The sequence below is a fragment of the Psychrobacillus sp. Z3-81 genome (assembly GCF_056620325.1).
The window spans coordinates 188898-201289 of record NZ_JBWQPU010000003.1; the positions used below are offsets into that span (position 1 = coordinate 188898).

11 protein-coding genes are annotated in these 12392 nt (G+C 40.9%); all 11 read left to right on the forward strand.

Annotation, left to right across the window (positions count from 1 at the left end):
* Positions 1 to 50: 50 nt before the first annotated feature.
* The 11 genes from yfmF to AC1ECF_RS05000 all read left to right on the forward strand — a co-directional run bounded on the left by yfmF (position 51) and on the right by AC1ECF_RS05000 (position 12381).
* Positions 51 to 1328 carry an EF-P 5-aminopentanol modification-associated protein YfmF gene (gene yfmF / locus AC1ECF_RS04950; protein ID WP_480388294.1) on the forward strand — a complete coding sequence of 426 codons (1278 nt, stop codon included), beginning with the start codon at positions 51 to 53 and terminating at the stop codon, positions 1326 to 1328.
* The gene (gene yfmH, locus AC1ECF_RS04955) at positions 1321 to 2622 is read left to right on the forward strand and encodes an EF-P 5-aminopentanol modification-associated protein YfmH (RefSeq protein WP_480388295.1); all 1302 of its coding nucleotides are present in this window, start codon (positions 1321 to 1323) and stop codon (positions 2620 to 2622) included. Before yfmF ends, yfmH begins: the two co-directional genes overlap by 8 nt.
* Positions 2612 to 3343, forward strand: a complete 732-nt coding sequence (ymfI, locus tag AC1ECF_RS04960; protein WP_480388296.1) for an elongation factor P 5-aminopentanone reductase — start codon at positions 2612 to 2614, stop codon at positions 3341 to 3343. The genes yfmH and ymfI overlap by 11 nt, the downstream gene beginning before the upstream one ends.
* An 834-nt stretch (positions 3344 to 4177) precedes the next feature.
* Positions 4178 to 4984: a DUF3388 domain-containing protein gene (locus AC1ECF_RS04965; protein WP_480388297.1), complete on the forward strand. Its 807-nt coding sequence runs from the start codon at positions 4178 to 4180 to the stop codon at positions 4982 to 4984.
* A 16-nt stretch (positions 4985 to 5000) separates the two neighbouring features.
* Entirely contained in the window at positions 5001 to 5861 is an 861-nt protein-coding gene (locus AC1ECF_RS04970; protein ID WP_480388298.1) for a helix-turn-helix domain-containing protein, read from the forward strand.
* A 56-nt stretch (positions 5862 to 5917) separates the two neighbouring features.
* Positions 5918 to 6496, forward strand: coding sequence for a CDP-diacylglycerol--glycerol-3-phosphate 3-phosphatidyltransferase (pgsA, locus tag AC1ECF_RS04975; RefSeq protein WP_480388418.1), 579 nt, complete (start codon positions 5918 to 5920; stop codon positions 6494 to 6496).
* A 14-nt stretch (positions 6497 to 6510) separates the two neighbouring features.
* On the forward strand, positions 6511 to 7758 hold the full coding sequence (locus AC1ECF_RS04980; RefSeq protein WP_480388299.1) for a competence/damage-inducible protein A: 1248 nt from the start codon (positions 6511 to 6513) through the stop codon (positions 7756 to 7758).
* 180 nt (positions 7759 to 7938) lie between these two features.
* Positions 7939 to 9000, forward strand: coding sequence for a recombinase RecA (gene recA / locus AC1ECF_RS04985; protein ID WP_480388300.1), 1062 nt, complete (start codon positions 7939 to 7941; stop codon positions 8998 to 9000).
* 573 nt (positions 9001 to 9573) lie between these two features.
* Positions 9574 to 11142, forward strand: a complete 1569-nt coding sequence (gene rny, locus AC1ECF_RS04990; RefSeq protein WP_480388301.1) for a ribonuclease Y — start codon at positions 9574 to 9576, stop codon at positions 11140 to 11142.
* 88 nt (positions 11143 to 11230) lie between these two features.
* Positions 11231 to 12028: a TIGR00282 family metallophosphoesterase gene (locus AC1ECF_RS04995; protein ID WP_480388302.1), complete on the forward strand. Its 798-nt coding sequence runs from the start codon at positions 11231 to 11233 to the stop codon at positions 12026 to 12028.
* A gap of 86 nt (positions 12029 to 12114) precedes the next feature.
* Positions 12115 to 12381, forward strand: a complete 267-nt coding sequence (locus tag AC1ECF_RS05000) for a stage V sporulation protein S (RefSeq protein ID WP_480388303.1) — start codon at positions 12115 to 12117, stop codon at positions 12379 to 12381.
* The last annotated feature ends 11 nt before the right edge of the window (positions 12382 to 12392 follow it).

The window sequence follows — 12392 nt, forward strand, 5'->3', positions numbered from 1 at the left end:
TATAGTGAATAGGTATATGTGTAAAACTACGGAAAAAAGGGGGAAGATATATGTTTCAGCAATTCGATTTAGAAGAAGGCGTAAAGCTCTATATACGACCTACTGATCAATTTAAGACGATTAACATTTCTTTTAAGTGGAAGCAATCGCTTCAGGAGGAGAGTGCAGCTATACGAGCAGTGCTAGCCAATGTTTTACAGTACAGCAATGCCAAATATCCTTCCAACGCGGACTTCCGAAAAAAGCTTGATGACCTATATGGGGCGGTACTATATTTTGATACAGCGAAGAAGGGAAGCCACCATATTTTTTCATTGAACGCAGAAACAGTGAATGATGCTTATCTGTCCAATGAAAAAGTGGTCGATGAAGTATTTGATTTACTACATACCGTAATCTTTAACCCTTTACTAGAGGATGGCAAATTTGTCCCTTCCATTGTAAGACGTGAAAAAGAACAGGTTATCGAGAGAATTCAATCGATGTATGATGATAAAACAAGATATGCACAGCAGCGACTATTAGAAAATATTCTTCCCAATCATCCTGCTTCTATCAATGCGAATGGGTCTGTGAAGGCGGTGGAAGCCGTTACGAACGAGCAGCTGGTAGATATGCACCAAAGCTTACTTAACCAGGATGCACTATCCATCTATGTGGTAGGCGATGTGGATGTAGAGGAAATGAAAACGAAAATTAAAGAGCATTTCTCCTTCCCAGGTAGAAAGGTTGATTTAAAACAGGAGACGGAAAGCCCAGAAGGAGCTACACAAAAGGATTTTCTACATGAAAAGCAAGAGATGAAGCAAGGGAAGCTTCATATATCTTACCGTACGCCAGTAACCTTCTATTCAAAAGATTTTCCAATCATGCAGCTGACAAATGGTATTTTAGGTGGCTTTGCCCATTCAAAAATTTTCATGAATGTGCGTGAAAAGGAAAGCATGGCTTATTATGCTTCTAGTAGCTTTTCTTCTCTTTACGGACGAATTTTTGTTATAGCAGGAATTGATGCTTCCCTTCAGGAAAAAGCAGTGAAGCTGATTGACGAGCAGTTAAAGGCGGTTCAGGCAGGAGAAATCTCTGATTTAGAGCTAAATCAAACGAAATCCATGCTGAAAAACCAGCTGAAGGAAGCGTTTGACTCTCCAAGAGCACAAATTGAGATTTATGACCAATACAAGGAAGTTGACGAAGATTTCTCTGTAGAGGGCTGGTCTGAAAAATGGGCGGACGTAACGAAAGAACAAATTCAAGAGATGGCCTCAACAATTGAAAAAGAATTTGTATATCTTCTATCAGGCAAGGAGGGGTCAGACAATGAATAAAACATACTTTGAACAGCTAGAAGAAACCCTATACCATGAGAAGCTTCCAAATGGTCTGAATGTATATATTTTGCCTAAAAAAGGATTCTCTAAAACCTATGTGACCTTCACAACGAATTACGGGTCTATTGACCGGGAATTTATTCCACTAGGGAAAGAAGAGCCAGTGACAGTGCCGGATGGGATTGCCCACTTCTTAGAGCATAAAATGTTTGAAAAGGAAGACGGGGATGTGTTCCAGCAGTTCAGTGAAAAAGGGGCATCTGCGAACGCGTTTACGTCATTTACGAGAACAGCTTACCTATTCTCTTCCACGGATAACATTTTGGATAATACGAAAACCCTTTTAGACTTCGTACAGGAGCCATATTTCACTGAAAAGACGGTGGAAAAGGAAAAGGGAATCATCGGGCAAGAAATCACGATGTATGATGATCAACCAGATTGGCGCTTGTACTTCGGTGCAATTGAAAATATGTACAAAGAGCATCCAGTACGAATCGACATTGCTGGTACGATAGAGTCCATTAGCCACATTACAGCGGAGCATCTGTATGAATGCTATAACACCTTCTATCACCCATCCAATATGGTGCTATTTGTCGTTGGAGCGGTAGATCCGGAACAAATGATGGAGTTTGTGAAAGAAAACCAAGCTGCCAAAGACTTTAAAGAGCCGCAGGAAATTAAACGATTCTACCCTGAGGAGCAAACTGGAGTTGCGGAGAGAGAACGTACCTTAAAGATGGATGTTCAAAAAGCGAAAATGATTTACGGGGTCAAATCAAACAATGTGAATATTTCAGGAGATGAAATGCTGCAATATGAGCTTGCAATGCAGGTGGCAATTGAAATGATCTTCGGTAGAACATCTAGCTTCTATCAAGAGGTGTACGAGGCTGGTTTGATTGATGAGTCGTATAGTGCGGACTTTCAAATGGAGAAGGGCTACGGCTTTACCATGATTGGGTCTGATTCTTCTAACCCAGATGAGCTCGCGAAGAAAATTAAAGAAGCGATTAACAAGCATACAGCGGAATGGCATTTTACAGAAGCAGATTTAAAGCGAATCACTCGCCGTAAAATCGGTCATTTCCTAAGAGCGCTTAATTCCATTGAATATATTGCAAATCAGTTCACTCGTTACTCGTTTAATCAAATGAATTTATTCGACGTAGTGCCTGCCCTTGAAAAGCTGACAATGGAGCAAGTAAAAAATGCCTTTGAACCTTTTAAAGAGGAAGAAACGCATACCATCTTTAAAATAGTTCCGTCGAAATCCGATGACAAATAAATTTGCACTAGTAATGGGCGCATCAGGGGAGATAGGACTTGCTACAAGTACTACACTTGCCGAAGCAGGCTGGTCTCTCTACCTGCATTACTCCAGTAATGAGGAGCGTATTACGGAGCTGGTCTTTACGCTCCAAACCACGTATCCAGATCAAGAATTTATCCCTGTCCAAGCAGATCTGTTAGATGCAGCTTCTGTCGAAAGATTGGCCAGCTCTCTTTTCTCTGTGCGTTCTGTTATATTTGCCCAGGGACAAAGCCTATACAAAAGCTTAGAGGAAACGACGGCAGACGAAATTCGTTCCCTATTCCAAGTCCATGTTGAGCATCCGATGCTGTTAATTGCCAAGCTATCCTCCAAGCTTCGCAAACAAGAGCATAGCTCCATCATCTTTGTAGGCTCTATCTGGGGAGAAACCGGAGCCTCCTATGAGGTTGCCTATTCTGCAGCTAAAGGCGCACAGCATGCTTTTGTAAAGGCATATGCCAAGGAAACGGCATTGGAAAATACAACGGTGAATGTCGTGGCCCCTGGTTTTATTGACACAAAGATGAATGCGCATATAGATGAAGAATCACGTCAGCTATTGTTAGAGGAGATACCGGCTGGAAAGTTTGGTACTCCCCAAGACGTAGCAGATATGATTGCCTTCCTAGTGAGCGAAAAAGCAAGCTATATCACCGGGCAAATAATCCGAGTGAACGGCGGCTGGTATATGTAATAGTGAAGGATTCAACCTGATTATTGGGTTGAATCCTTTTTTAGAGAGGCAAGCTTTTGAAGGGGAAGAGTGGGTTGGATGATAAACGTGAGTAATCTGCTGAGTTATAATTACTATTTGTTAAAGGGAGGGGTTTGATTATTTACCATTATATTCCGTTTTGTAACTAAAACTGCTATTAGCGCAACTAAAATGGTGGGAAGTGCAACTGAACTGACGGAAATAGCAAATAAATCAGGAGAAAGTGCAACTAAATTTTAAGGGACGATATGTTAAAAAGGAATCGACCTCAACTAGGGAGACTTCAGCTTGACAATCGCAAGTAACATGGGGAGCATCGTAAGTAAAGGGTAGCTCATCGCAAGAAAAGTCAGCCGGCGCGCAAGTAAACTATGACGAACCGCAAGTAACACAGCCACAACCACACGTATTACCATTTATCTCCCAATCAACCGAACTTTTTGATTCTTTCCTACTAATTCCATACAACTTCAGAAGCCACCAATCTTTTATTTTTATCTATATTTTTGTCTATCATTAACAAATTAGGGTATAAAAAACTTGAATGCTCAACTGCATGGCCAGTAATACCAGTAATCTGGCGCTGCTGCTTACATGATATCCTGTAGTTATTTGTGCTAGGTGTCGATGCCAACCCGTATTTTGGTAACTAAATCTAAAATTGTCTAAAACGTAGGATAGAAAAACTGAGTAGGGTTGCAGTATAATAGATAATCTCTCTGTCTTTTCTTTTTTCCTTTTATTTGAACAAAAAATCATATATGATAGAACTAATCAGACTAGGTTAACGTCTCTAAGTAGGGAGGAAACATCATGGCTTATGAATGGTTTTTTGAATACGAGATTCAAATAAATCGTCCTGGACTTTTAGGGGACATTTCTTCTCTTCTTGGAATGCTTCGTGTTAATATTGTCACCATTAATGGTGTGGATGAAGGACGAAGGGGTATGCTAATAAAGTCCGAAAAGAAAGAAAGCATCGAGCGCTTTGAACATATCATTTCTACAATGGAAACCATCCACTTAACCAAGTTTAGAGAGCCTAAGCTTCGTGATCGGTTGGCGGTTCGACATGGGCGATACATACAACGAGATGCAGACGACAAAAAAACGTTTCGTTTCGTTCGAGACGAGCTTGGGCTTTTGGTAGACTTCATGGCAGAGATTTTTAAAAAGGACGGGCATAGGTTAATCGGTATTCGAGGGATGCCTAGGGTAGGTAAAACGGAGTCGGTAGTAGCAGCTAGCGTATGCGCCAATAAAAAATGGATTTTCCTATCCTCTACTATGATCAAACAGACCATTAGAAGTCAGCTGGCTGGAGATGAATTTAGTGATCGCAATATCTTCATTCTAGATGGAATTGTAACAAGGAAATCGAATGATGAGAAGCACTTGCAGCTAGTACGTGAAATGATGAGAATGCCTACCATTAAGGTAGTGGAGCATCCCGATATGTTTGTTCAGCACTCTGAGTATTCTATCGATGATTTTGATTATATTATTGAGCTTCGCCATACTCCAGATGAGGAAATCACTTATGAAATGCTTGAGAAAAATCATGGCATGTCTAATAGAGGGATGAATGATTTTGGAGGATTCGGAGGCTTTAATTTTTAACGGGTAGGTGTTTTAATTGACAGAACTTGGCGCTCGCTTGAAGGAAGCGAGATTGGCAAAAGGATATAGTATTGATGACCTTCAAGAAATAACAAAAATCCAAAAAAGATATCTGGCAAGTATCGAAGAAGGTAATTATGCTACTATGCCAGGATCTTTCTATGTTCGTGCATTTATTAAGCAATATGCAGAAGCGGTAGGACTGAATGGCGATGAGCTATTGGAAACTTATCGCTCAGAGGTTCCTTCTCCATCAAACGAAGAGGTGACGAAAAATATTCCTGTCACTCCTTCTAGAAGAACGCTTGGCAGAAGGTCTTCAGGTAGATTTATGGAAATCTTCCCAATGGTAATAGTCGCTTTGTTCATCATCGCTATCATAGTCATTGTTTGGACGCTTAAACAGAGTGCTCCACAAGATGATAGTGATGTGGTAGAGAACGACCCAGCACTTACGTATCAAACAAATAATCCTCCTCCTTCTTCTACACCGGTTGAACAAGAACAACCAGACGAGGAAGAGCCTGTTGAGCAAGAAGAGCCAGTGGAAGAGGAGCCTGTCCAAGAACAGGCGATGACTATGGTGAACACAGAGGGAGTTACAACTACTTATCAAATTACTGGGGCCGATACTTATCAATTGAAGGTAGACGCGAAAGACCGTACATGGTTAACGCTGCGAGACCAAGCTGGTAATTCCTTATACGATGCAGCTGTGGAAGCGGGCTCTTCTTATGAGCTAGACGTAAGCCAATACACAGAGATTACTGTTAGGGTTGGTTATGTGCCAGGTAGCAGCGTATATATTAATGATGAGCTAGTTGAATTTCCAACTGAAAGAACACCACAAAACTTAGTAATACAGTTCAACAAATAGTCATCGATTAGATGGCTATTTTGTTTGAAAATGAAGGGAGCTTTACTGAAATGAATATGAACATTCCAAACCAAATTTCGTTGTTTCGTATATTTTTAATTCCAATCTTTATGATTTTTATGCTGGTGGACTTCAACTGGGGAGATGTTTCCTTCCTAGGCGCTACAATTCCGGTTGGGCACTTAATCGGAGCCATCATTTTCATTATTGCTTCGATTACCGATTTTATCGATGGCTACTACGCAAGAAAGCATAACTTAGTAACAAACATGGGAAAATTTTTAGATCCACTTGCCGATAAGCTACTAGTTTCTGCGGCATTAATTATTTTAGTCCAGTTTGGAATGGCTCCAGCTTGGGTAGTAATACTTATTATCAGCAGAGAGTTTGCTGTAACCGGATTACGCCTTATTTTAGCGGGCGGTGGTGAAGTTGTAGCGGCAAACCAACTAGGGAAAATTAAAATGTGGACCCAAATAATTGCAATCTCTTCTTTATTACTAGGGAATGTATTCTTCGAGATGTTTGGAATTCCATTTGACATGATCATGCTATATGTTTGCCTCTTCTTCACTCTATGGTCTGGTTTTGATTATTTCTATATCAATCGAAGAGTATTACTAGACTCTAAGTAGGAAGGAAGTTTTTAATGAAAGCAGAAATACTGGCAGTTGGCTCGGAACTGTTACTCGGGCAAATCGCAAACACAAATGCGCGCTTCATCTCCTCGCATTTAGCAGAGTTAGGTATCGATGTTTTCTATCACACTGCTGTTGGAGATAATCCTCAGCGTTTATTAGAGGCGATTAAAATCGCAGAGGATCGTGCAGATCTGTTAATTTTTTCAGGTGGTTTAGGTCCCACAAAGGACGATTTAACGAAAGAAACCATTGCAAAGCACTTGAACAGGGAGCTGGTGCTCGACCAAAACGCCATTCGTTATATCGAAGATTTTTTTAAGCGTGCTGGCCGAGAGATGACCGAGAACAACAAGAAACAGGCTCTTGTATTTGAAGGCTCGACAGTACTGGAGAATAAGCATGGGATGGCACCTGGTATGCTAGTTTCTACCGATTCTCATACATACCTCTTGCTTCCTGGACCTCCTAGTGAACTAGAACCAATGTTTCAATTTGAGGCAAAACCATTATTACCAAAGCTTCTAGGTGATGAAGAGACGATTATTTTATCACACGTGATGCGATTCTATGGAATTGGAGAAGCGGAACTTGAAACGAAGGTTCAGGATTTATTGGACAATCAAACGAATCCTACCATTGCTCCACTGGCATCCGACGGTGAGGTGACGCTCCGACTGACAGCGAAAAGCCGCTCGGAGGAGGAAGCATGGAAGCTGATTGAGCAGCTTCAAGGAGAAATCCTCAACAGAGTAGGAAAATATGTATATGGCTACAATAACGAGTCCTTGGCTTCTAAGCTAAGAGATTTGTTAATTGAAAATGAATTAACTATTTCCGCTGCCGAAAGCATGACGGCTGGTCTTTTCCAATCGGAGCTTGCTTCCGTTCCTGGAATGGGAGTAGCCTTAAGCGGTGGGATGATTACTTATACAGAAGAAGTAAAAATAAACCAGCTTGGTGTCAAGGCAGAAACAATTGAACAGTTTAGTGTCGTTTCCAGCGAGGTTGCGGAGGAAATGGCTTCTTGCGTAAAAGAAGTATTTAAGACAGATATCGGTGTCGGGATAACCGGTGCTGCTGGACCAGATGGCCATGGTGACCAGCCGGCAGGAACCGTGTGGATAGGGATAGCGTTCAAAGAAAAGCTACTATCCTATAAGCTTAACCTTTCGGGAATGCGCAATACAAACAGGCTGAGAACAGTAAAATTCACCATACAATACCTCATTAGGCTATTGCGTGAAGAAGGATTATGACAAAAGTTATTTTTTAACGAAAAACGGCTCAGAATTCCATTTTGGGTCGTTTTTTGCACACACAATAGTATTGTCGAGAAAAATAAACGAATAAACGTTCGCTTTTTTCTTGAATATTTCTCAGAAACCGAGTATACTAAAGTTAGTAAAAAAAATGATAGTTTCTAGGAGGAAATACATTTGGCTAATGATCGCAAAGCAGCGTTAGAAATGGCTTTAAAACAAATAGAGAAACAGTTTGGGAAAGGTTCTGTTATGAAGCTTGGAGAAAAAACAGATCGTGAAATCTCCACTTCCTCCAGTGGTTCTCTTGCGTTAGATGCAGCACTAGGTATAGGCGGCTATCCACGTGGTCGTATTATTGAAATATATGGTCCTGAAAGCTCAGGTAAAACAACGGTAGCACTTCATGCAATAGCCGAGATACAAAAAACAGGCGGACAAGCTGCATTTATCGATGCAGAGCATGCGCTTGACCCTGTCTATGCACAAAAATTAGGTGTAAATATTGACGAATTACTTTTATCTCAACCAGATACAGGAGAGCAAGCCCTTGAGATTGCTGAAGCGCTTGTTCGTAGTGGTGCTGTTGAGATTATCGTTATTGACTCAGTAGCAGCGTTAGTACCAAAAGCAGAAATTGAAGGAGAAATGGGAGACTCTCATATCGGGCTTCAAGCACGTTTGATGTCTCAGGCGCTACGTAAGCTTTCAGGTGTCATCCATAAATCTAATACAATTGCTATCTTTATCAACCAAATTCGTGAAAAGGTAGGGGTAATGTTCGGAAACCCTGAGGTTACACCAGGAGGTCGTGCCCTAAAGTTCTATAGCTCTGTTCGACTAGAGGTAAGACGTGCGGAAGCTATTAAGCAAGGTACAGACATTATTGGTAACAAAACAAAGATCAAGATTGTGAAAAACAAGGTTGCTCCGCCATTCAAGACAGCAGAAGTGGATATTATGTACGGAGAAGGTATCTCACAAGAGGGCGAAATCGTCGATATGGCCTCTGATTTTGATATTATCCAAAAAAGCGGTTCTTGGTATGCGTATAATGAAGAGCGTATTGGTCAAGGACGTGAAAACGCGAAGCAGTTCTTAAAAGAAAATCCATCTATTAAGAACGAAATTGCAACTAAAATTCGTGAATCTCTTGGAATGGCAGCTGGTTCCTTTACAATTGCTGCACACGAAGAGGAAGACGAAGAGGAATTTGAGCTACTTCTTGATGATAAATAATAGTTTGCTTCGATTATGAAGTTTAGTAGGATATTGGTACGAAAGGTGAAAGACTAGAACGGAATTCAATTTCCGTTGTATGGTAAAAATCTGTATAAACGGGTTCTTCACCATAAGTTAGGGATGACTTATAAAAGAAAAAGTTGATTGAAGTGTCGGCTGGCGACTCCTAGGGGATAAAGCGCGTGCGGAAAATCCAATTGTTTCGGAAGCATCCGAAACAATTTAGTTGGAGCCGCGCCCCCAGGAAAGCGTCCAGCCAAAACGGAGATCAACCATATCTTATAGGGAAGAACCGAATAACAGGAAGGTCTCTCATATTTTGGGAGACCTTTTTCTTTTCCTAATTTGATAGAATAGCTATAGATACCTTATCTAGCAGGAAATTACGGAGTATAAATCTTTTATTGTCGGAAAGAATATTCTTCTCGATTCCTTGACAGAGTATTTCTACATCTATACAATTAAAATTGTATAATTTCTTTTATTGAATGAATAAAACGCTGTACAAAAATGCATTAGCATTGCATGTATGTACCGACTGAAACTTAAATAGCAATAGGGGGTGTTCGAATGACTGATATTATCATTCCCGCTTTGCTTGGACTTCTTGTCGGTGCCGTTGTTGGTTCTTTTGTTGGTTATTTATATCTGAAAAAAGTGAACGATTCAAAAGTGACTGGTGCAAAACAAACCTCTGCACTTATCTTGGAAGACGCAAAGCGTGAAGCAGAGGCATTGAAAAAAGAAGCACTATTAGAAGCCAAAGATGAAACTCACCAATTACGAATGGAAGCTGAATCTGACATCCGTGAACGCCGTATGGAACTGCAAAAACAGGAAAATCGGTTATTACAAAGAGAAGAGAATCTTGATCGTAAGGATGATGCTCTAAACAAGAGAGAAATAAGCCTTGAGCGTAAAGATGATGCTCTAACGCAAAGACAACAGCATATCGAACAGAAGGAAAGCGAAGTGGACGAATTACTTGGCAAGCAGCAGAGCGAGCTTCAACGTATTTCCACACTTACTCGTGAAGAGGCAAGAAACATCATTCTTCAAGAGGTGGAAAATGAACTTGCAACAGACATTGCTGTGATGACGAAGGAATCCGAAACAAGAGCAAAAGAAGAAGCTGATAAGAAAGCTAGAGAAATTCTGTCACTTGCATTACAACGCTTTGCAGCGGATCATGTGGCAGAGACAACCGTTTCTGTTGTTAACTTACCAAACGATGAGATGAAGGGACGAATTATCGGCCGTGAGGGACGTAATATTCGTACGCTAGAAACATTGACTGGTATTGATTTAATCATTGATGACACACCGGAAGCTGTTATTCTATCAGGATTTGATCCAATCAGGAGAGAAACTGCCCGCCTGGCACTGGAAAAATTAGTACAGGACGGACGTATTCACCCTGCACGTATCGAAGAAATGGTTGAAAAGTCTAGAAGAGAAGTGGATGAGCAAATCCGTGAAATCGGTGAGCAAACGACGTTTGACATCGGTATTCACAATTTACATCCAGACCTCATTAAAATTCTAGGACGTCTACGCTATCGTACAAGCTATGGACAAAACGTATTAAAGCATTCTACCGAGGTAGCATATTTAGCAGGACTGCTAGCTGCTGAGTTAGGAGAGGATGTAACACTTGCAAGACGAGCTGGCTTACTTCATGATATTGGGAAAGCAATAGACCATGAAGTAGAAGGAAGCCACGTGGAAATTGGTGTAGAGCTTGCTACAAAGTATAAAGAACATCCAGTGGTTATTAATAGTATTGCCTCCCACCACGGAGATACAGAGGCTACCTCTGTTATTGCCGTATTAGTTGCAGCAGCTGATGCATTATCAGCAGCAAGACCGGGAGCAAGAAGTGAAACACTGGAGAACTATATTCGTCGTTTGGAAAAGCTAGAGGAAATTTCAGAATCCTATGATGGAGTAGAAAAATCCTTCGCTATTCAAGCTGGTAGAGAGATTCGTATTATGGTACGTCCAGACCAAATTGATGATTTAACAGCCCATCGTTTGGCAAGAGATATCCGTAAGCGTATCGAAGAAGAGCTCGATTATCCAGGTCACATCAAGGTTACAGTAATCAGAGAAACTAGAGCGGTAGAATACGCAAAATAATAAAAAATAATTACTCATTTATACAATCTGTTTTGATTGAATGGCTTCGTAAAAGAAGCCTTTTTTTTGTGAAAGGGCGTTTGAAAACATGAAAATATTATTTATTGGTGACATAGTAGGCTCGATCGGGAGAGATACGCTAGAGAGCTACTTGCCAAGACTGAAAAGAAAGTACCAGCCAGATGTAGTGATTGCAAATGGAGAAAATGCAGCTGCGGGTCGTGGGATTACCAAAAATATCTTCAACTCTCTGCTTCACATGGGAGTGGATGTCGTAACAATGGGAAATCATACATGGGACCAAAAAGAAATCATGGACTTTATTGATGATACGGATTATTTAATCCGACCAGCCAACTTCTCTCCAGAAGCACCCGGAAAAGGAATGACCACTATCACCAAAAATGGTCATACGATTTCTGTCATCAATATGCATGGTAGAACCTTTCTACCTCCCTTTGATGATCCTTTTCAAAAGGCTACAGAGCTTGTAGAGGAAGCGAAGAAGGTGTCTCCTATCATTTTCGTTGATTTTCACGCGGAAGCGACCAGTGAAAAAATTGCCTTTGGCTGGCACTTAGATGGGGAAGTATCGGTCGTTGTAGGGACACATACACATGTGCAGACTGCTGATTCTCGTATCCTTCCAAAGGGAACGGCTTATATCACAGATGTAGGGATGACAGGTCCATATGATGGCGTCCTAGGAATGAAAAAAGAGGATGTCCTCTATCGCTTTCAAACGAATATGCCAACACGCTTTGAGGTTCCGAAGAGTGGGAGAGAGGTCCTTAGCGGCTTCTTCGTAGAGGTGGACAATCAAACAGGCAAGGCTATTCACCAAGAGCGTATTTATATTAATGAAGATTATCCGTTTCAGGGATAGAAAAGTCTAAATAATGGTTCTCCTGCATAAGTTAGGTTATGAACAAATGCAAGTTCATAAATATAGCGATAAAAGGAGAAATGATAGTGGATTCTTTAAAAGTATCTTCTCGTTCAAACCCCAATTCCGTTGCGGGTGCACTAGTAGCAGTAATCAGAGATCAAGGATATGCAGAAATGCAGGCAGTAGGAGCTGGTGCTTTAAATCAGGCGATTAAAGCAATTGCGATTGCAAGAGGCTTTGTCGCACCTAGTGGTACAGACTTAACATGCTCTCCAGCATTCACCGATATTATTATCTCTGGTGAAGATAGAACGGCTTTAAAGCTTTTAGTAGAAAAGAAAACAAAATAAACTAGAAATCT